The 20,912-nt window shown below is 65.7% G+C and carries 20 protein-coding genes; 17 read left to right on the top strand and 3 right to left on the bottom strand.

Annotation, left to right across the window (positions count from 1 at the left end):
- The first annotated feature begins 23 nt into the window (after positions 1–23).
- Positions 24–500: an SsrA-binding protein SmpB gene (gene smpB / locus DOL89_RS08500; RefSeq protein WP_119678754.1), complete on the top strand. Its 477-nt coding sequence runs from the start codon at positions 24–26 to the stop codon at positions 498–500.
- 21 nt (positions 501–521) lie between these two features.
- Here the strand turns inward: smpB and DOL89_RS08495 are convergent, their stop codons facing one another.
- Together DOL89_RS08495 and DOL89_RS08490 are read right to left on the bottom strand one after the other, a co-directional pair.
- Positions 522–1,172, bottom strand: coding sequence for a uracil-DNA glycosylase (locus DOL89_RS08495; RefSeq protein ID WP_119678753.1), 651 nt, complete (start codon positions 1,170–1,172; stop codon positions 522–524).
- An 89-nt stretch (positions 1,173–1,261) separates the two neighbouring features.
- The gene (locus DOL89_RS08490) at positions 1,262–1,900 is read right to left on the bottom strand and encodes a LabA-like NYN domain-containing protein (protein ID WP_119678752.1); all 639 of its coding nucleotides are present in this window, start codon (positions 1,898–1,900) and stop codon (positions 1,262–1,264) included.
- A gap of 196 nt (positions 1,901–2,096) precedes the next feature.
- On the opposite strand from DOL89_RS08490, the gene folK reads away from it, so the two are divergent.
- The 16 genes from folK (at position 2,097) to DOL89_RS08410 (ending at position 20,261) form a co-directional block, all read left to right on the top strand.
- A complete protein-coding gene (gene folK / locus DOL89_RS08485) occupies positions 2,097–2,609 on the top strand; it encodes a 2-amino-4-hydroxy-6-hydroxymethyldihydropteridine diphosphokinase (protein WP_119680327.1) in 513 nt (170 codons plus the stop codon).
- 96 nt (positions 2,610–2,705) lie between these two features.
- Positions 2,706–3,137: a DNA-directed RNA polymerase subunit omega gene (gene rpoZ, locus DOL89_RS08480; RefSeq protein WP_119678751.1), complete on the top strand. Its 432-nt coding sequence runs from the start codon at positions 2,706–2,708 to the stop codon at positions 3,135–3,137.
- Positions 3,138–3,258: 121 nt separating this feature from the next.
- The gene (locus tag DOL89_RS08475; protein ID WP_119678750.1) at positions 3,259–5,439 is read left to right on the top strand and encodes a RelA/SpoT family protein; all 2,181 of its coding nucleotides are present in this window, start codon (positions 3,259–3,261) and stop codon (positions 5,437–5,439) included.
- 46 nt (positions 5,440–5,485) lie between these two features.
- Positions 5,486–6,238 (top strand): pyridoxine 5'-phosphate synthase, encoded by a 753-nt coding sequence (locus tag DOL89_RS08470; protein ID WP_119678749.1) that lies wholly within the window; start codon positions 5,486–5,488, stop codon positions 6,236–6,238.
- Positions 6,235–6,687, top strand: coding sequence for a holo-ACP synthase (gene acpS, locus DOL89_RS08465; protein WP_119678748.1), 453 nt, complete (start codon positions 6,235–6,237; stop codon positions 6,685–6,687). The genes DOL89_RS08470 and acpS overlap by 4 nt, the downstream gene beginning before the upstream one ends.
- A 42-nt stretch (positions 6,688–6,729) precedes the next feature.
- Positions 6,730–7,512: a signal peptidase I gene (gene lepB / locus DOL89_RS08460; protein ID WP_119678747.1), complete on the top strand. Its 783-nt coding sequence runs from the start codon at positions 6,730–6,732 to the stop codon at positions 7,510–7,512.
- A gap of 32 nt (positions 7,513–7,544) precedes the next feature.
- Positions 7,545–8,231, top strand: coding sequence for a ribonuclease III (gene rnc, locus DOL89_RS08455; RefSeq protein ID WP_119680326.1), 687 nt, complete (start codon positions 7,545–7,547; stop codon positions 8,229–8,231).
- Positions 8,228–9,199 (top strand): GTPase Era, encoded by a 972-nt coding sequence (era, locus tag DOL89_RS08450; protein WP_119678746.1) that lies wholly within the window; start codon positions 8,228–8,230, stop codon positions 9,197–9,199. Before rnc ends, era begins: the two co-directional genes overlap by 4 nt.
- Positions 9,200–9,219: 20 nt before the next feature.
- Positions 9,220–9,969 carry a DNA repair protein RecO gene (gene recO, locus DOL89_RS08445; RefSeq protein WP_119678745.1) on the top strand — a complete coding sequence of 250 codons (750 nt, stop codon included), beginning with the start codon at positions 9,220–9,222 and terminating at the stop codon, positions 9,967–9,969.
- Complete coding sequence (parC, locus tag DOL89_RS08440) at positions 9,966–12,251, top strand: DNA topoisomerase IV subunit A (RefSeq protein ID WP_119678744.1); 2,286 nt, start codon at positions 9,966–9,968, stop codon at positions 12,249–12,251. Before recO ends, parC begins: the two co-directional genes overlap by 4 nt.
- A gap of 251 nt (positions 12,252–12,502) precedes the next feature.
- Complete coding sequence (locus tag DOL89_RS08435) at positions 12,503–13,288, top strand: tetratricopeptide repeat protein (RefSeq protein WP_162937401.1); 786 nt, start codon at positions 12,503–12,505, stop codon at positions 13,286–13,288.
- Positions 13,289–13,444: 156 nt separating this feature from the next.
- Positions 13,445–13,855, top strand: a complete 411-nt coding sequence (locus DOL89_RS08430; RefSeq protein ID WP_225889729.1) for a MerR family transcriptional regulator — start codon at positions 13,445–13,447, stop codon at positions 13,853–13,855.
- 125 nt (positions 13,856–13,980) lie between these two features.
- Positions 13,981–15,117 carry a thiolase family protein gene (locus tag DOL89_RS08425; protein ID WP_119678742.1) on the top strand — a complete coding sequence of 379 codons (1,137 nt, stop codon included), beginning with the start codon at positions 13,981–13,983 and terminating at the stop codon, positions 15,115–15,117.
- Between the two features lie 24 nt (positions 15,118–15,141).
- Entirely contained in the window at positions 15,142–17,484 is a 2,343-nt protein-coding gene (locus DOL89_RS08420) for a 3-hydroxyacyl-CoA dehydrogenase/enoyl-CoA hydratase family protein (protein WP_119678741.1), read from the top strand.
- 283 nt (positions 17,485–17,767) lie between these two features.
- Positions 17,768–19,561: an acyl-CoA dehydrogenase C-terminal domain-containing protein gene (locus DOL89_RS08415; RefSeq protein WP_119678740.1), complete on the top strand. Its 1,794-nt coding sequence runs from the start codon at positions 17,768–17,770 to the stop codon at positions 19,559–19,561.
- 157 nt (positions 19,562–19,718) lie between these two features.
- Positions 19,719–20,261, top strand: coding sequence for a thioesterase family protein (locus DOL89_RS08410; protein ID WP_119678739.1), 543 nt, complete (start codon positions 19,719–19,721; stop codon positions 20,259–20,261).
- A 7-nt stretch (positions 20,262–20,268) separates the two neighbouring features.
- Here DOL89_RS08410 and DOL89_RS08405 read toward each other — a convergent pair whose 3' ends face one another.
- Entirely contained in the window at positions 20,269–20,853 is a 585-nt protein-coding gene (locus tag DOL89_RS08405) for a thymidine kinase (protein WP_119678738.1), read from the bottom strand.
- Positions 20,854–20,912: the final 59 nt, after the last annotated feature.

Here is a 20,912-nt window from a genome sequence, read left to right as displayed (position 1 = left end):
CATTAAGAAAAGGTTGGAAGTCCATGGCTCGCGGAGCATCCGCGAACGAGCGCCTGGCGGCGCAGAACCGCCGGGCGCGGTTCGACTATTTCATCGAGGACACGCTCGAGGCCGGCATCATGCTGGCCGGCACGGAGGTCAAATCGTTGCGTGGCGGAAAGGCCAGCATCAACGAGGCCTATGCCGGCCCGCAGGGCAACGAGCTGTTCCTGTTCAACGCCTATATCCCCGAATACGGGCAGGCCGGCACCTACTTCCAGCATGAAACCAAACGCCCCCGGAAACTGCTCGTGCACAGGCGCGAGCTGAACAAAGTCCTGGCGGCGATAACGCGTGAGGGGATGACCCTCATCCCGATGTCGATCTACTTCAACGATCGCGGCATGGCCAAGGTCGAGCTCGGCATCGCCAAGGGCAAGAAGAAGGGCGACAAGCGCGAGACGGAGAAGGAGCGCGACTGGCAGCGCGACAAGGCCCGCCTGATGCGGGCCAAGGGCTGATACCGCCGGAGACGGGTGGAACTACCGCCCGTCCAGATGACTTCTCACCGCCCGGAACACGTCATGGAACATCTCCGTCGTCAGGCGACCGGTGTTCGTGTTGTAGCGGGAGCAGTGATAGCTGTCGAACAGCGTCACCCCGCCGGGCAGCTCATGCTTGGCCCCGTGGGCGAACTTGACCCGTGACGGCGTGCCCCCGAAGGCGGCCACGACCGAGGCGTGGGAGACCAGCCCCAGCGCCACAACGGCCCGGAGGTTCGGCATGTGCCCGATCTCGTCGATCAGGAAGCGGCGGCAGGTCCGAACCTCCTCCGGCGTTGGCTTGTTCTCCGGCGGCACGCAGCGGGCGCCGTTGGTGATGCGGGCGTCCAGCAGCGTCAGGCTGTCGTCCGGCCGGCGCTCATAGACACCGGCGGCGAAGCCGAACTCCAGCAGCGTGGAATAGAGCAGGTCGCCGGCATAGTCACCGGTGAACGGCCGACCAGTCTGGTTGGCCCCGTGCAGCCCCGGTGCCAAGCCGACGATCAGCAACTGCGACGTCAGCGGCCCGAAGGCCGGGACGGGCGCGTTATGGTAGGCGGGAAACTTCTCCCGGTTCAGTCCGCGAAAGGCGGCGAGTCGGGGGCAGAGCGGGCAGTCGCGCGGGGGAACCAGCAGCGGCTGGGCGTCCATGGCGGAATCCTGGAAATCGTGCGGGCCTGGAAGCAGGGCAGTGTGGCGGTCGGAGTTCGTTCCGACCGCCCGGTTCGGCGATGGCGGAATCAGTCGCGCAGATCGTCGTCCAGATCGCCGTGGTCCATGTCGTCATGGTCCGGCTGCGGGGAATAGTTCGAGGGACCGCTGCCCTGCTGGTAGCGGGGGGAGTTCATGCGCATGATCTGCGGCGACAGATCCTGTAGCTCGATGAAGTTGTCCGCCTGCCGGCGCAACTCATCCGCCACCATGGGCGGAACGGAGCGGACGGTGCTGACCACCGTGACGCGGACCCCCTTGCGCTGCACCGCCTCCACCAGCCGGCGGAAGTCGCCGTCGCCGGAGAAGATCATGATATGATCCACATGCTCCGCCATCTCCATCACGTCGATGGCGAGCTCTATATCCATGTTTCCCTTGATCTTGCGCCGACCCGCCGCGTCGGTGAACTCCTTGGTCGGCTTGGTGACCATGGTGTAGCCGTTGTAGTCCAGCCAGTCCACGAGCGGTCGGATCGGGGAGTATTCCTGGTCCTCGATCAGCGCGGTGTAGTAGAAGGCCCGGACCAGACGTCCCTTGGACGCGAACAGCTCCAACAGGCGCTTGTAGTCGATGTCGAAATTCAGTGACCGTGCGGCCGCATAGAGGTTGGCCCCGTCGATGAAGATGGCCAGCCGTTCTTCCTGGTAGAATACCTTGCGTTCCATGATTAAATCCAATGAATGGTTGTTGATATGACCGGTGCCCGAAAAGTTCGTCCCTGCTGAAATTCTTGAAATCAGGGCTCGGAAATCCGGTAGTCAAGTATGCCACGTTGGCATCCGGCGGCAAGCTGTGTATTCCACCCGACCTGCAAAGGCAAAGCCTGTGCCCGATGCGGGCGGTAACAAGGAAGATCCGGCCTTGATCCTGATCGGTATTGGCTCGAACCTCGGCGCTGCCGGCGGCACCACCCCGCGGGAAACCTGCGAGGCGGCTTTGCATGCGCTTGGCAGGGCAGGGCTCCAGGTTCTGCGGCGGTCCCGCTGGTTCGAAACGGCACCCGTGCCCATGTCCGACCAGCCCTGGTTCGTCAATGGGGTGGCGGAGTTGTCGACCGAGCTGACGCCGGATGCGCTGCTGGACGTGCTGCATCGTGTGGAAGCCGATTTCGGACGCGTCCGCCGGGTCATGAACGAAGCCCGGGTGCTGGATTTGGATCTGCTGGACTATGACGGCGCGGTCCGGGACGCGGCGCCCGTTCTTCCGCATCCCCGTCTGCATCAACGGGCGTTCGTGCTGCTGCCGCTGAAGGATCTGGCTCCGGGCTGGCGGCACCCGCGGAGCGGGAAGGGAATCGATGAGCTTATCAAGCAGTTGGACCCGGCGCAGGAGATAAGGCCGTTGGGAAACGGGACGACATCTCCGCCGTTATGATCCCTGCACCGCAAGACCGCTTCCGGCCCCCATCTTGCGTTGCCGCATGTCGTCTCGTATATAAGGGGGCTTGACCGGCATTGGAGTGATTTCGGTATGGCCCGCGTTACCGTTGAAGATTGCGTTGAGAAGATCCCGAACCGTTTCGAGCTCGTGATGGTGGCTGGCCAGCGCGCCCGCGACATCGCGGCCGGCGCACCGCTGACGGTTGATCGTGACAACGACAAGAACCCGGTGGTGGCCCTGCGTGAGATCGCCGACGAGACGGTCTCCCTGGACAGTCTCCAGAACGCCCTGATCAAGGGGCACCAGCGCGTCGCCGAGCAGGACGAGCCCGAGGAAGAGATCGTCGAGCTCATGGCCGGCGAGGGGGCCTGGTCCGTGGCCGACCAGGGTGCCGGCGGCGAAGACGCCTCCGACTTCGAGGATGAGGAAGGAGAGGCCGTCATCGATGCCGCCGAGACCGGTGAGCCGAACTTCGACGAGGATGTTCCGGTGGCCGATCTGGCCGACGAGGACAATATCTGACCGGCTGGCGGGAGGAAGCGGTGCCCGCGTCCTCTCGTCCGCTTGTCCGCCGAAGCGCCGCGGGCCACATTCCTGGAACCAGCGTCCTCGCGGATGATGGTTCCGGCAGTGGTGGCTTCGCATGATCCGTCAGTACGAACTGGTTGAGCGCGTCAGGGCCTACGATCCGCAGGCGGACGAGGACGCGCTCAACCGCGCCTACGTCTTTTCCCTGAAGGCGCATGGATCGCAGAAGCGCGCCAATGGCGATCCCTATTTTTCCCACCCGCTGGAAGTCGCCGGTCTTCTGACCGGCCTGAAGCTCGACACCTCCTCCATCGTCACGGCGCTTCTCCACGACACGGTGGAGGATACGGTCACCACGATCGAGGAAATCCAGCGCATCTTCGGGCCCGAGGTGGCGCGGCTCGTCGACGGCGTCACCAAACTTTCCCGCATCGAGCTGCAGAATATCGAGCAGCAGACCGATCAGGCTAAGCAGGCGGAGAATTTCCGCAAGCTGGTGCTGGCCATGTCGGAGGACATCCGTGTCCTTCTGGTGAAGCTGGCCGACCGGCTGCACAATATGCAGACCCTTGGTTATCTGACCAAGCCTGAGAAGCGCCGCCGCATCGCTCGTGAGACCCTGGAAATCTATGCGCCGTTGGCTGAGCGCATCGGCATCCAGCGCTGGAAGGACGAGTTGGAGGAGCTGTCCTTCAAGGAGCTGAACCCGGACGCCTACAGCTCAATCTGGAAGCGGCTGGAAGGGCTGGAGGAAACGGGCGCCGGCCGGGTCGACCGCATCATCGCCGAGTTGAAGGAGACTGTGGCCGCAGGCGGGCTGCCCGAGGCGCAGATCTCCGGGCGGCGGAAGTCGCCCTATTCGATCTGGCGCAAGATGCAGATGAAGAACGTGGCGTTCGAGCAGCTCTCGGACGTTATGGCCTTCCGCATCGTCGTGGAGAATATCGAGCAGTGCTATCAGGCGCTGGGCACCATCCACGCGCACTACCCGGTCGTGCCGGGCCGGTTCAAGGACTACATCTCCACGCCGAAGCCCAACGGCTACCGCTCCATCCACACCACGGTGATCGGGCCGGAGCGGCAGCGCATCGAAGTGCAGATCCGCACCCGCGAGATGCATGAGGTGGCGGATGTCGGCGTGGCCGCCCACTGGTCCTACAAGGCGCGCCAGCCCGGCGGGCAGGTGGTGACCGAGGGGCGGCAGTACCGGTGGCTGCGTGAGCTTCTGGACATTCTCGAGCATGCCAGCCGGCCCGAGGAGTTCCTTGAACATACCAAGCTGGAGCTGTTCCAGGACCAGGTATTCTGCTTCACGCCCAAAGGCGACCTGATCGCCCTGCCGCGCGGTGCTACTCCGGTCGACTTCGCCTACGCCGTCCACTCCCAGGTCGGCGACACCTGTGTCGGCGCCAAGATCAACAGCCGGATGGTCCCGTTGCGGGCGCCGCTGTCCAACGGCGACCAGGTGGAAATCCTCACCTCCAAGAACTCCACCCCGTCGCCGGACTGGGAAAACTTCGTCGTCACCGGCAAGGCGCGGGCCCGCATCCGCCGCTTCATCCGCTCCAAGGAGCGGAGCGAGCATATGAAGCTCGGCCGCGGTCTGCTGGAGCGCATCTTCAAGCAGGAAGGCTACGAATATTCCGACAAGGCGCTGGACGGGGTCATCAAGATCCACCAGCAGCCCACGGCGGAAGACCTGCTGGCGGCGATCGGCGCGGGCACCGCGGGCGCGCGCGACGTCTTCAACACCATCTTCCCAGGCCACAGGACACAGCAGACCACGCCGGTCGAGGACAAGATTGTCCCGACGCCGAAGGTCAAGCCACGCAAGTCCGGCATGCCGGCGCTGCCGATCCGTGGCCTGATCCCCGGCATGGCGGTGCATTACGCCCGCTGCTGCCACCCGCTGCCCGGCGACCGCATTGTCGGCATCGTGACCACCGGCAAGGGCGTCACGATCCACACCATCGACTGCGAGACGCTGGAAAGTTTCCACGACAGCCCGGAGCGCTGGATCGACGTGTCCTGGGACCCGGAGGCGGAAGGGGAGGATTCGGTCGGCCGCCTGAACGTGGTTGTGCAGAATGAGCCCGGCGCGCTCGGCACCATTTCCACGGTGATCGGCAAGAACGGCGGCAACATCACGAACCTGAAATTCACCAGCCGCTCGACCGACTTCTTCGAAATGCTGATCGATATCGACGTGCATGATGTCAAGCACCTGACCAACATCATGGCCGCACTCCGCGCCACCCCGGTCATCAATTCGGTGGACCGGGCGCGGGGGCGGTGAGGCTGCCGTTCCTTTCCCGCGTTCCATGAGCCGACAGGAGCTTCCGGTGAACCGTCCCCTGCGCCTTGGCGTCAATATCGACCATGTGGCCACCGTCCGGAATGCCCGCGGCGGACCGCATCCGGACCCGGTGCGTGCGGCGCTGCTGGCGGCGGAGGCTGGTGCCGACGGGATCACCGCGCATTTGCGCGAGGACCGGCGCCACATCATCGACAGCGACATCAGCCGCCTGATGGAGCAGATCGGACTTCCGCTGAATCTGGAGATAGCGGCGACGGAGGAGATGCTGGCCATCGCGCTGCGCCACCGACCGCACGCCGTCTGCATCGTGCCGGAACGGCGGGAGGAGCGGACGACCGAGGGCGGGCTGGATGCGATGGGCCAGCGCGACCACCTGCGGCGCTATGTGGAGGAGCTGGGGGCCGCCGGCATCCGGGTCTCCCTGTTCATCGCCCCCGATCCCGAACAACTGGATGCCGCCATCTCCTTGGGCGCGCCTGTCGTCGAGCTGCATACCGGCTCCTATGCCGATGCGGAGGACCCGGCGGCGGTGAAGGCCGAGCTGGACCGGCTGGAGGCCGCCGCGGCCTATGCGGAGACCATCGGGCTGGAGTGCCATGCCGGTCATGGATTGCGCTTCGACAATGTCATGCCGGTTGCCTCCATTCCCACGGTCGTGGAGCTGAATATCGGCCATTTCCTGATAGGAGAGGCGATCTTTACCGGTCTTGACGGGTCCATCCGGCAGATGCGGGCGTTGATGGACCGGGCACGCATGGCGGAGAGCAGACCGGTATGATCATCGGAATCGGCAGCGATCTCTGCGACGTGCGCCGCATCCAGCGGTCCATCGAGCGGTTCGGGGACAGGTTCCTGGATCGCGTCTATACCGAAACCGAGCGGCGCAAGGCGGACCGGCGCGGCGATGACGGGCCGCACAGCCCGCGCACGGCCACCTACGCCAAGCGGTTCGCCGCCAAGGAGGCCTGCGCCAAGGCGTTGGGCACCGGATTCCGCGACGGGGTATTCTTCCGCGACATGGGTGTCGTGAACCTGCCCAGCGGCCAGCCGACCCTGCACCTCACCGGCGGGGCGCTGGAACGGCTGCGGCGGATTACCCCGCCGGGCATGGAAGCGCGCATCCATCTGTCGATGACGGATGAACTCCCGCTCGCCATGGCGTATGTCATCATCGACGCGGTGCCTTCCGGCACTGCCGACCCCTCCACCGGCGGCCCACACCGCTGATCACCTTCGCGCGGGCTCCCGCCCCGCCACAGAGACCGAACAATGAGCAAGAACACCGATGGCGGCTGGGGTGAAACCGTCCGCACCGTCATCTTCGCGGTGGCGATCGCCTTCGGCATCCGGACCTTCGCGTTCGAGCCGTTCAACATTCCCTCCGGCTCCATGATCCCTACCTTGCTGGTGGGCGATTACCTGTTCGTGGGCAAGTTCGGCTATGGCTACAGCTGGTACTCAATGCCCTCCATCCTGGTGCCGGAGAGCGTCACGGGGGCAAAGGCGGAAAGCTGCGACGATGTGCCGGGCCGCCTGTTCGGCCGGATGCCGGAGCGCGGCGACGTGGCGGTGTTCAAGCTGCCGCGCGATCCCCGTACTGACTATATCAAGCGCATCATCGGCCTGCCCTGCGACCGCATCCAGGTGATCGACGGCGTGCTTCACATCAATGGCGAGGCGGTGAAGCGGGAGCGGGTGGACGATTTCGTCGTCGGCGAGATGCTGGGCCGGCAGATCACCGTGACCCAGTACCGCGAGACGCTGCCCAACGGCCGCAGCCACTTGATCCTGGAACAGCTCGGCGATCAGGGTGAGCTGGACAATACCCAGGTCTTCGTCGTGCCGCCGGGCCATCTCTTCGCCATGGGCGACAACCGCGACAACTCGCAGGACAGCCGGGTGCTGAGTCAGGTCGGCTTTATTCCGATGGAGAATCTGGTCGGCCCGGCACAGATCATCTTCCTCTCGCTGGAGGAGGGCACCCGCTTCTGGGAGTTCTGGAAGTGGCCGACCTCGCTGCGCTTCAGCCGTATCTTCGACGGGGTCGAGTGATGGCGGAAAGCGCCGGCCATGAGCCCGCGGATATGGAACCGTTGCAGGAGGCGCTGGGTCACCGCTTCGCCGATATCAGCCGGCTCGAAGAGGCGCTGACGCACCCGAGCATGGCGGGATTGGACCGCCGCGCCAAGGTGCGGGTCTATGAGCGGCTGGAGTTCCTGGGCGATCGTGTCCTGGGCCTGATCATCGCGGAATGGCTGTTGGAACGCTTCCCCGACGAGCCGGAGGGGGCGCTGGCGCGCCGGCATACGGCCCTGGTCCGGGCGGAGACGCTGACCAAGGTGGCGGAGCGCCTGGACCTCGGCCGCTATATGCGCCTCGCCCCGTCGGAGCATGAGGAGCATGGCAAGGTAAACCCCGGCATCCAGGCCGACGCGTGCGAGGCGGTGATCGGGGCGTTGTACCTGGATGGCGGGCTTGAGGTGCCTCGGCGCTTCATCCGCAAGGCCTGGGCCGGAACGCTGGAGAATGCAGCGGCGGCGCCGCCGCAGGACCCGAAGACCGCGCTTCAGGAGTGGGCCATGGGCCGGGGGCTGGGTTTACCCGTTTACGAAACGGTGTCGCGCACCGGCCCCGACCACGCGCCGGTGTTCGAAGTGCGCGTTACCGTCAAGGGCCACCCGCCGGCGACGGCCAAAGGTGCGTCGAAACGGATTGCGGAAAAGCAGGCGGCAGGAGATCTCCTCCGTCAGATCGGGACTGGAAAGCAATGAGCGAGCGGGACGAAGAACTCTCCATCGGGATCGGTCCAGGGGAGGATGACGGGGAGGAGCTTTACGAGCCGGAGCATCCGCGCTGCGGCTTCGTGGCCCTGGTCGGCGCTCCGAATGCCGGTAAATCCACCCTGCTGAACAGCTTTGTCGGCGCCAAGATCGCTGCCGTCAGCCCCAAGGTGCAGACCACGCGCTCCCGCGTGCTGGGCATCACCACTGTGGGCGACAGCGAGCTGCTGTTCGTGGACTTGCCCGGCATCTTCCAGCCCAAGAAGCGGCTGGAACGCGCCATGGTGGCCGCGGCGTGGCAAGGGGCGACGGACGCCGACCTGATCGTCGTGCTCTATGACGCCTCGCGCCCGCGGATCGACGAGGATACGCGCGGCATCCTCGCCCGCATGAAGGAAGATGGGCGCAAGGCCATCCTGGCGCTGAACAAGATCGACCTGATCAAGCCGGAGAAGCTGCTGGCCCTGACGGCCGAGTTCCAGGAGCACGGCATCTTCACCGACATCTTCATGATCTCCGCCATGACCGGCGACGGGCTGGAGCAGCTGCGCGATCATCTGGCGGCGAATGTGCCGGAAGGACCTTGGCTCTACCCGTCCGACCAGCTTTCCGACATGCCGTCACGGCTGCTGGCGGCGGAGATCACGCGGGAGAAAATCTTCCTGCAACTGCATCAGGAGCTGCCCTACGCCGCCACGGTGGAGACCGAGGCGTGGGAGGAGTTCGAGGATGGCAGCGCCAAGATTTCCCAGGTCATCTATGTCCAGCGCGACAGCCAGAAAGCCATTGTGCTGGGCAAGGGCGGCAGCCGTATCAAGCAGATCGGCGCTGCCAGCCGGGCCGAGTTGGAGGAAATCCTGGACCGCCGCGTCCACCTGTTCCTGTTCGTGAAGGTTCGCGAGAACTGGACCGACGACCCGGAGCGGTACGAGACCTGGGGGCTGGACTTCAACGCGTGACCGGCAACGGGGGCTGAGGCATGGACTGGATCGATGAGGGCATCGTTCTCTCCAACCGCCCCCATGGGGAGACGGCGTCAACGGCCGTTCTGCTGACACGGGAACACGGACGCCACGCCGGTCTGGTGCATGGCGGGCAGGGCAGGGCCATGCGGCCGGTCCTGGAGCCGGGCAGCCGTGTCGCCGCGCGCTGGCGCGCCCGTCTGGCCGACCAGCTCGGCCACTATACGCTGGAGATGGAGAGGGCCACCGCCGCGGGCCTGCTGGACGAGCCGTTGCGGCTGGCGGCCCTATCCTCGGCCTGCGCCCTGCTGGATGCGGGGCTGGCGGAGCGGGAGCCTCATCCCGGCCTCTATGACGCGACACTGGCCCTCTTCGCCGCCCTCCAGACGGAGGTGTGGGCGGAGATTTATGTGCGGTGGGAGATCGGTCTGCTGGAGGAGCTGGGCTTCGGCCTGGACCTGGAGCGATGCGCCGCGACCGGCATTGCCGAGAACGACCAACTCGCCTATGTGAGCCCCAGGACCGGCCGCGCCGTCTCCCTCTCCGCGGCGGAGCCCTTCAAGGAGAAGCTGCTGCCGCTGCCCCGCTTCCTGGTGGGGTTGAGCGCCGGCGGGCCGGAAGAGGTGAAGCAGGGCCTGGACCTGACCGGCCATTTCCTGGACCGCCACGTCTTCGCCCAACGCCATGTGGAAGTGCCGCCGGCGCGGGTCCGTTTCGCAGAACGCTATACCCGAACGCACACAAAATCTGGTATAAACGAGGGATGACAGACGCAGCTTTTGAGATATTGGACAAGCGCCTCGCCGATGCGCTGGGTGAGCGTTACCTGTCCTATGCCCTCTCCACCATCGTTTCCCGCTCCCTGCCGGATGTGCGTGACGGGCTGAAGCCGGTTCACCGCCGGCTGCTCTTCGCCATGAGCCAGTTGAAGCTGGACCCATCCACGCCGCCGAAGAAGTCGGCCCGCGTGGTCGGCGACGTGATCGGCAAGTTCCACCCCCATGGCGACCAGTCTGTCTATGACGCGCTGGTGCGCTTGGCACAGGACTTCGCCGCACGCTATCCGCTGGTCGAGGGGCAGGGGAACTTCGGCAATATCGACGGCGATAATGCCGCGGCCATGCGCTACACCGAGGCGAAGCTGACGGAGGTGTCCAAGGCGATCCTGGCCGGGATCGATGAGGATGCCGTCGATTTCCGCGCCACCTACGACGGCGAGGGCGAAGAGCCCATCGTCATGCCGGCCGCCTTCCCGAACCTGCTGGCCAACGGGGCCGCGGGCATCGCCGTGGGCATGGCCACCAGCATCCCGCCCCACAACGTGGCGGAGCTGTGCGGCGCCCTGAACCTCTGCATCGTCAAGCGGGAGGAATGGGACCGCAAGCTCATCGCCCTGGAAGGAGCCGCCAGGCTCACGGCCGAGCGGGAGATCGCGGAGACGCTGGTATCCTGGGTGCGCGGGCCGGACTTCCCGACCGGCGGCACGCTGGTGGAGAGCCGGGACGCCATCATCGAGGCCTACGCCACCGGCCGCGGCGCCTTCCGCACCCGCGCCAAGTGGGAGAAGGAGCCGCTGGCCAACGGCACCTGGCAGGTGGTGGTCACCCACATTCCCTATCAGGTCCAGAAGTCCCGGCTGGTGGAGAAGATCGCCGAGCTGCTGGCGGAGCGGAAGCTGCCCCTGCTGGAGGATGTGCGCGACGAGTCGGCGGAGGATATCCGGCTGGTCCTGGTGCCGAAGAGCCGGAACGTCGATCCCGCCGTGATGATGGAGCAGATGTTCCGGGCCACCGACCTGGAAACCCGCTTCAGCCTGAACATGAATGTGCTGGATGGCGGGCTGGTGCCGCGGGTGATGAACCTGCGCCAGGCCCTGTTCGCCTTCCTGGACCACCGGATGGAGGTTCTGGAGCGGCGCTCCCGCCACAGGCTGGGCAAGATCGACCACCGGCTGGAAGTGCTGGGCGGCTATCTGATCGCCTATCTGAACCTGGATGAGGTGATCCGCATCATCCGCGAGGAGGATGAGCCCAAGAGGGAGCTGATGCGCACCTTCGATCTGACCGACGTTCAGGCCGAAGCCATCCTGAACATGCGGCTGCGCAGCCTGCGCAAGCTTGAGGAGTTCGAGCTGCGCAAGGAGCACGACGCCCTGACGAAGGAGCGGACGGAGCTGCTGGAGCTGCTGGAGAACCCGGCCAAGCGCTGGAAGACCATCAAGAAGGAAGTGGCCGACATCGACAAGAAGTTCGGCCGCTCAACCGCACTGGGTGAACGCCGGACCGAGGTGGGCGAGGCCCCGGCCGAGATCGTCGTGCCGGTGGACGCGCTGATCGAGCGTGAGCCGATCACCGTCTTCTTGTCGGAGAAGGGCTGGATCAGGGCCGTGAAGGGTCATATCCCGCCGGCGGAGGCTGCGGAGGCCAAATACAAGGAAGGCGATCAGGCCGGCTTCGTCCTGCATGCGGAGACCACGGACAAGCTGCTGCTGTTCACCAGCACCGGCAAGTTCTACACGCTTGGGGCCGACAAGCTGCCCCGTGGCCGCGGCTTCGGCGAGCCGATCCGCATCATGGTCGATATGGGCGATGCGGAGGTGGTCAATCTCCGCGTCCACAAGCCGGGGCAGGTGCTGCTGGTGGCGTCCAGCGACGGGCGCGGCTTCCAGGTGCCGTCGGATGACGTCATTGCCCAGACCCGTGCAGGCAAACAGGTGCTGACCACCGGCGATGGCGCCGTGGCTGCGCTCTGCGTGCCGGTGGAGGGGGATGCGGTAGCCGTGATCGGCAACAACCGCAAGCTCCTGGTCTTCAAGCTGGAGGAGTTGCCGTCTCTTGCCCGCGGCAAGGGCGTGCAGCTTCAGAAGTACAAGGATGCCAGTCTGGCGGACGTGAAGACCTTCAAGCTGGAGGAAGGGTTGACCTGGCAGTTGGGCGAACGGACCCGGACGGTTTCCATGCCGGAACTGGGCGGCTGGATCGCCTTCCGCGGCAGCGTCGGCAAGCTTCCTCCCAACGGCTTCCCGAAGAACAACAGGTTCAGCGGCTGAGTCCGGGCACGGCAACAAGGCCCTGCGCATTCTCCGAGGCCCGGCATGGTTCACCATGCCGGGCTTCATTTCATTGATCCCCACCTGCGTACCGGCCAGCTTTGCCGCCCGACCGGATTCGCCCGGCAGGAAATGCCTGCTATAGCGCCGCATACGGCCGTAATCCCTGTGATCAGGTAGGTACCACTTCTGGCACGCCCATTGCTGAGTTCCCGATGCCGGCAGAAGTCGGTCAGCAGGGGATCAGAACGATGTGCGATGTGGAAGAATGCCTCAGCCTCTCCCGCCAGCAGCTCCAGGCCGGCCTGTTGGACGAGGCGGAATCGGGCTGCCGCATGGCCATGGAATCCTCCCCCGAGCATGCGGCGGCCGTGCATCTGATGGGCATCATCGCATTGCGACGTGACCAGCCGCAGGAGGCCATCCAGCTCTTTGCCCGGGCCGGCGACCTCGATCCCGGCAGCGCGGATTATCCGACCAGCCGGGGCCTGTTGCTTCTGGGCAGCGGGAAAGCGGAAGCCGCCGAGGAGGCGTTCCGCAGCGCCCTGCGGGCAGATCCGCGCAGTCCTGCAGCCCATATCGGTCTGGGCCGGACCATGCTTGAGCAGGGCCGCATGCTGGAGGCGGAGATGAGCTTCCGTACGGCCCTTGACCTGCGCCCCTCGTCGGTGGAGGCGCAGGCCGGGCTTGGAATGACGTTGTGGCAGATGGGTCATGCGGGGGAGGCGGAATTCTGCTTCCGCCACGTCCTGGCTATCCGTCCCCGCCATATGGAAGCGGCATTCAACCTCGCCGGCCTGCTGCTGTCCTCCGACCGGCTGGAGGAGGCGGGCCGTCTGCTCGCCGGCATCCTGGCAGCCGAACCCACCCATGCGGAGGCCGCCATCGCCCTTGCCTGGGTATTCGAGCGCCAGGAGCGGATAATGGATGCCAAGACCCTTCTCTCCGCCATGTGTCAGCGTCTTCCCCAGGACCGGGCATTGCGGGCCGAACTGGACCGGCTGGACGGCCGAACCGCCTTGCGAAAGGTTGCCTGATCCGGGCCGCTGGTTCGGGGGCGCTTGACGGGGCGGTCATCGACCCGTTGACAGCGCGCCGCCGGTCACTTACCTTTACGTAAACGTAAGGCAAGGCTCCATGCAGGGCCGGCTGACAGGGCAGGCATGGTCATGCTCGACGGGAGGAAGCCGCCAATGTCCACGGCGACCGGGGAACGGACCTACACGATCAGTGAGCTTGCCGATGAATTCGGCCTCACGCCCCGCACCCTGCGGTTCTATGAGGATGAGGGGCTGCTGTCCCCGGCCCGTCAGGGGCAGTCCCGTGTCTACAGCCGCAAGGACCGCGCCCGTCTCAAGCTGATCTGCCGGGGCAAGCGCCTCGGCTTCTCCGTCCAGGAGATCAAGGAATTCATCGACCTTTACGACCCGGAACGGCGTCAGGTCGAGCAGATGCGCTATGCCCTGGTACTGGGCCGCAAGCGCATCACGCAATTGGAACAGCAGCTCCGCGATGTGCAGCAGACCTTGGCGGAGCTGAAGGAAAACGACCGCCAGATCGTGGACCATCTCCGGCGTCAGGGAGCACTGCCCGATGAGGAGTGATCCCCGGCCGCCGGACTGACGATCCGCATAGGAAATCCCAGTTCCAACCAATACCGACTGAAACCACCACCGGCGCCGCGGGCTGAACCCGGGCCGGGAAATCTCCAGGCGAGGAGCGCAGAGCGATGAAGAACGTCGTGATTGCCGGTTATGTCCGGTCCCCCTTCCATCTGGCAAACAAGGGCGAGCTGACCAAGGTCCGCCCGGACGACATGGCCGCCGCAGTGGTCAAGGGCCTGCTGGAGAAGACCGGCGTGGACCCGAAGGAGATCGAGGACCTGATCGTCGGCTGCGCCTTCCCGGAAGGCGAGCAGGGCTTCAACGTCGCCAAGCTGATCGGCATGCTGGCCGGCCTGCCGCAGTCGGTGGCGGGCACCACGGTGAACCGCTTCTGCGGCTCCTCCATGCAGTCTATCCACATGGCCGCCGGCGCCATCCAGCTCAATGCCGGTGAGGCCTTCATCTGTGCCGGCGTGGAGAGCATGACCCGCGTGCCGATGATGGGCTTCAACCCGATGCCGAATCCGGGTCTGGTGCAGTCCAACCCCGGCGCCTACATGTCCATGGGCATCACCGCGGAGAATCTGGCGCGCAAGTACCAGTTCACCCGCGCGGACCAGGAGGCCTATGCCGCCGAGTCCCACCGCAAGGCCGCCAAGGCCCGCGAGGAGGGCCGCTTCGAGGCGGAGATCATCCCGATCCAGGCCGGTTCCAAGCTGGTGAGCCAGGATGGCTGCATCCGTCCGGAGACGACGGCCGAGGGTCTCTCCACCCTGAAGCCCGCCTTCGACGCCGAGGGCACCGTGACCGCCGGCACCTCCAGCCCGCTGACCGACGGCGCGTCGGCCACGCTGGTCTGCTCGGAGGATTTCGCCCGCGCCCATGGGCTGAAGCCGCTTGCCAAGATCCGTTCCATCGCGGTTGCCGGCTGCGATCCGACCATCATGGGCTACGGTCCGGTGCCGGCCACCAGGAAGGCGCTGGAGCGCGCCGGCATCACGGTGAAGGACCTCGACATCATCGAGAGCAACGAGGCCTTCGCCGTGCAGTCCATGACGGTTGCCCGTGAGCTGGGCTTCGACCAGTCCAAGGTGAACATCGACGGCGGCGCCATTGCGCTGGGCCATCCGCTGGGGGCCACCGGCGCCCGCATCACCGGCAAGGCGGCCGCCCTGCTGCAGCGCGAGGGCAAGAGCCTGGCACTCTCCACCCAGTGCATCGGCGGCGGCCAGGGCATCGCCACGGTCCTGGAAGCGGTCTGATCCAAGCGGAACGGGAGAAGACCCATGCAGATCAAGAAAGCCGCCGTGATCGGCGCCGGCGTTATGGGCAGCGGGATCGCCGCCCACATCGCCAATGCCGGCATCCCCGTCTACCTGCTGGACATCGTGCCGAACGCGGTGAAGGAGCAGGGCGGTGACCGCTCGGTGATCGCCAAGACGGCGATCGAAAAGATGCTGAAGACCGATCCGGCCCCCTTCATGCACAAGAAGGCCGCCAGCCTCGTCACTCCCGGCAATATCGAGGACGACCTCGAAAAGCTGGGCGACGTGGATTGGATCGTCGAGGCCGTGCTCGAAAACCCGAAGATCAAGCACGACCTCTACCAGCGGCTGGAGAAGGTGCGGAAGGACGGTTCCATCGTCTCCTCCAACACCTCAACCATCCCGTTGAACGTGCTGCTGGAAGGCCAGACGGACCGTTTCGCCCAGGATTTCTGCATCACCCACTTCTTCAACCCGCCGCGCTACATGCGCCTGCTGGAGGTGGTGAAGGGCGAGCGCACGAAGCAGGAGGTGATCGACACCGTCTCCCAGTTCTGCGACGTGACGCTGGGTAAGGGTGTCGTCCGCTGCAAGGACACGCCGGGCTTCATCGCCAACCGCATCGGCACCTACTTCATGCAGGCCGCCACCAACGAGGCCGCCGATGGCGGCCTGACGGTGGAGGAGGCGGACGCCATCGCCGGCAAGCCGATGGGCCTGCCCAAGACCGGCGTGTTCGGCCTGATCGATCTGGTGGGTCTGGACCTCGGCCCGCTGATCTCCAAGTCGCTGCTGTCCACCCTTCCGGCGGATGACGACTACCGCCGCATCGTGCGCCAGGACCCGATCGTCGAGAAGCTGATCGCGGAGGGTTATACCGGCCGCAAGGGCAAGGGCGGCTTCTACCGCATGCAGAAGCTGCCGGACGGCAAGCGCGCCAAGGAAGCGCTGGACCTCAAGACCGGCCAGTACCGCCCGTCGGAGAAGCCGTCGCTGGACTCCGCCAGGGCCCGCGGCCTGAAGGCGCTGGTCTCGCATCCGGACAAGGGCGGCCAGTATGCCTGGCGCGTTCTGTCCCAGGCCCTGACCTACGCCGCCGACCTCGTCCCCGCCATCGCAGATACGGTGGTGGAGGTGGATGAGGCCATGCGCCTCGGCTACGCCTGGAAGTTCGGCCCGTTCGAGATGATCGACCAGCTCGGCGCCGACTGGTTCGCCGAGCGGCTGGCGGCCGAGGGCAAGCGGGTACCGGAGCTGCTGAAGCTCGCCGCGGGCCGGTCCTTCTACCGGGTGGAGAACGGCAAGCTCCAGTTCCTGGGCACGGATGGCGAGTACCGCGACGTCGAGCGGGCGGAAGGCGTGCTGCTGCTCTCGGACATCAAGCGGGCCTCCAAGCCGGTGCAGAAGAACGGCTCCGCCTCCCTCTGGGATATCGGCGACGGCGTGCTGTGCCTGGAGTTCACCTCCAAGATGAACGCGTTGGACGCGGACATCATGGCGATGATCCGCAAGGCGATGGAGATCATCGGCGACGGCAAGTCCGGCCCCTACAAGGCGCTGGTCGTGCATAACGAAGCCAGCAACTTCTCCGTCGGCGCCAATCTGGGCTTGGCCCTGTTCGCCCTGAACATCGGCCTCTGGCCGCAGGTGGAGCAGTCCATCACCGAAGGCCAGATGACCTACAAGGCGCTGAAATACGCGCCGTTCCCGACCGTCGCGGCACCGTCCGGCATGGCGCTGGGCGGCGGGTGCGAGATCCTGCTGCACTCCAGCGCCGTCCAGGCCCATGCCGAGAGCTATATCGGCCTGGTCGAGGTCGGCGTCGGGCTGCTGCCGGGCTGGGGCGGGTGCAAGGAGCTGCTGATCCGCCACACGGTCAACAAGAAGCGCCCCGGCGGACCGATGCCGCCGGTGGCCCAGGCCTTCGAGACCATCAGTACCGCAAAGGTCGCCAAATCCGCTTTCGAGGCCAAGGAGCTGCTGTTCCTGAAGCCCACGGACGGCATCACCTTCAACAAGGACCGGCTGCTCGCGGACGCCAAGGCGCGGGCGCTGGAACTGGCGAAGGATTACAAGGTGCCGGAGCCGGTGGAAATCCGCCTGCCCGGCCCGACCGCCAAGGTGGCGCTGGAGATGGCGGTGGAAGGCTTCGCCCTGCAGGGCAAGGCGACGCCGCACGATCTGGTGGTCTCCAAGGCCGTGGCGTCCGTGCTGTCGGGCGACGAGACCGACATCACCCGGGTGGTGACGGAGGACGAGCTCTACGCCCTGGAGCGCAAGCACTTCATGGCGCTGGTCAAGACCCCCGGCACCATCGACCGCATCGAGCACATGCTCGAGACGGGCAAGCCGCTGCGGAACTGAGGTTCAGGCGGGGCCGGAGTGATCTCCGGCCCCGCCATTCTCTCCAACCGTCATCCCGGCGAAAGCCGGGACCCAGGAGTCCCAAGGGCGGTTCTGGTGGCTCTGGGTCCCGGCTTTCGCCGGGATGACGGTAATTAAGAGTATGTACCGGCCGTGAGGCCGAACCCTTCATCGAAACCCGACAAGCCTCCCATCGCCCATCGTTTCGAATCCGGATCGGTCCGCGGACGCCGGTGCCGGCGCGGTGGGGGAGGGGAGGATGGATGCGAGAAAGGAACGATCCATGCCCGTCTACAAGGCCCCGCTCGAGGACATCGGTTTCGTCCTCAACGATGTTCTGAACGCCCAGTCCTTGACCCAGCTTCCTGGCTTGGGCGATGCCAGCCCCGACCTCATCTCCGCGGTGCTGGAGGAGGCGGCGAAGCTCTGCGAGAACGAGCTGCAGCCGCTGAACCGCTCCGGCCATGAGGAGGGCTGCCACTACGAGAACGGCGTCGTGCGCACGCCCAAGGGCTTCAAGGAAGCCTACGACAAGTATGTCGAGGGTGGCTGGCAGGGCCTGTCATTCGATCCGGAGTATGGCGGCCAGGGTCTTCCCCACACGCTGACCTTCGTGATGGAAGAGCTGATGAACTCGGCCAACATGGCGTTCGCCATGTATCCGGGTCTGACGCAGGGGGCGATGAACGCCATCCACACCCATGCGAATGAGGAACTGAAGGCCCAGTACCTGCCCAAGATGGCGTCCGGCGAGTGGTCCGGCACCATGTGCCTGACGGAGCCGCATTGCGGCACCGACCTCGGCCTGATCAAGACCAAGGCCGTCCCGGCCGGCGATGGCAGCTACAAGGTGACCGGAACCAAGATCTTCATCTCCGCCGGTGAGCATGACCTCACCAGCAACATCATCCATCTGGTGCTGGCGAAGCTGCCAGATGCTCCTGCTGGCACCAAGGGCATCAGCCTGTTCCTGGTCCCGAAGTTCCTACCGGACGAGAACAACGAGCCCGGCCAGCGCAACGGCGTCATGTGCGGGTCCATCGAGCACAAGATGGGCATCATGGCCAACGCCACCTGCGTCATGAACTTCGACGACGCCACCGGCTGGCTGGTGGGTGAGCCCCACAAGGGCATGCGCGCCATGTTCACCATGATGAACGCCGCCCGCCTGGGCGTCGGCATGCAGGGGCTGGGCATCGCGGCCGTGGCCTATCAGAACGGCCTCGCCTACGCCAAGGACCGGCTCCAGGGCCGCTCCCTCGGCGGCGCCAAGGCTCCGGAGAAACCCGCCGATCCGATCATCGTGCATCCGGACGTGCGCAAGAACCTTCTGGCCGGCAAGGCCTTCGTCGAGGGTGGGCGCGCGCTCGGCTACTGGGTCGGCATGCTGATCGACATGTATGAGCGTCACCCCGACCCGAAGGTGCAGCAGGAGGCGGAGGATTTCGTCGCCCTACTGACCCCGGTGGTGAAGGCCTACTTCACCGACATGGGGTACGAGGTCGCGACCAACATGCAGCAGGTCTATGGCGGCCACGGCTACATCCGCGAATGGGGGATGGAGCAGTTCGTCCGCGATGCCCGCATCGCCATGATCTATGAGGGGGCGAACGGCATCCAGGCGCTGGATCTGGTCGGCCGCAAGATGCCCCAGAACATGGGCCGCCTGCTCCGCCGCTTCTTCCACCCGATGCAGGCGGAGCTGGAATCCAGCATGTCCAACCCGGCCCTGATGGAGTTCGTGATCCCGCTCTCCAAGGCGTTCGGGAAGCTCCAGCAGGCCACCGCCATCATCGCCCAGAAGGGCATGGCGCGCCCGGATGAGGCCGGTGCGGCCAGCACAGACTATCTGCGCATCTTCGGCCTGGTCAGCCTGGGCTGGATGTGGCTGAAGATGGTGAAGGTGGCTCAGGAGAAGATGGCGGAGGGTTCGGACGGCAAGCAGTCCTTCTACGACGCCAAGATCAAGACCGCCCGCTTCTTCATGGAGAAGATGCTTCCCGAGGCGGATGCCCGATTCAAGAGCCTGATGGCCGGCGGCAAGACCCTGATGTCGCTGGACGCCGACCAGTTCTGAGGCTGACGGCAGCAAGGGCCCCGGTGGAAACGCCGGGGCCCTTTTTCATTCCGGCCCGTAGGTCGCAAGCAGCGAAGCGCATTGCGACATTTACCGCGCCCCATGCCTGCGGCAATGTCGCGATGCGCTCCGCTCCTCGCGACCTACGTTTGGCCCCATGAATCTCCTGCTCCGCCTGCTCAAGACCGTCCTCGCCGCCCTGTGGTTCAGGAAGCGGCTGCACCCGCTGGCGGTGTCGGAGCTGGTGCTGCGGGTATGGCCGACGGATTGCGATCCGAACCTGCACATGACCAATGCCCGCTATCCGTCGATGATGGATCTGGGCCGACTGGACCTGCTGATCCGCACCGGCATGGGGCGGCTGATGTGGAAGCGGCGCTGGTCGCCGGTGCTGGGCAGCATGATGATCCGCTACCGCCGCGAACTGCGGCCCTTCCAGCCGTTCCGGCTGAAGAGCCGGGTCATGGGCTGGGACGGCAAGTGGATATACCTGGAACACGTCTTCGAGACGATGGACGGCGAGGTGGCCGCCATCGCCATCGGGCGCGGCGTGTTCGTCGGCGCCCAGGGCACCGTTCCGGTGGCCGAGCTTCTGACCGCTGCCGGCGTGCCCGATGCCGTTTCACCCCCGATCCCGCCCGCTGTCGCGGCCTGGACCGCTGCGGAGCAGGACCTGACGGGGAGCGCCAGGGCGGCGTGAGGCGGAGCTAGATTTCCAGCGTCAGCTCACGGCCCGGCCTGGGGCTGTGGTCGTGCCAGTGGGCATTGCAGCGGGGCTCGTAGAGGTCTGCCTGACCCAGCTCCACCGTGCGCTCATTGCCGTGCTTCTTGAAGCTCTTGCTGGCGTCGTGGCCGCAGATGGCGCAGCGGGAGCGCAGCTTCTGGATGCTGTCCGCCATGCCGGCCAGGGTAGCCGTCACGATGAAGGGCCGGCCCTTCCAGTCAGTATCCAGGCCGCTTACCGCCACATCGATTCCGCGGTCCAGCAGCGCGCGGATGCTCTCCACGATGTCGCCCCTGAAATGGGGCTCGCAACAGAACTGCACCTCGTCGACGAAGACGGCGGCGACATCGTCGGGGACGGCCGGCATTTCACTGATGGGAACGGCGTCGAAGCCGACCCCGTCGTGATTGACCACCCTGTCCGCCCCGTACCGCACATCGAAGGCGGGCTTCAGCAGCATGATCCGGGTGCCGGTCCCGTGCGTGTACCAGATGGCGCGCTTCAGGATCTCCGTCGACTTGCCCGAGAACATCGGGCCGCAGATCACTTCCAGCTTTCCATACCGCACGGCATCGATCCTCCCTAAAAGCTTAGCCGCTTATATGGCAGGGAGGGGTAGGGCTGCCA

The organism is Indioceanicola profundi (genome assembly GCF_003568845.1).
GTDB classification, from domain to species: domain Bacteria; phylum Pseudomonadota; class Alphaproteobacteria; order Azospirillales; family Azospirillaceae; genus Indioceanicola; species Indioceanicola profundi.
Note: the sequence above shows the minus strand (reverse complement) of the source record. Positions and strands in the feature narration are given on the sequence as shown.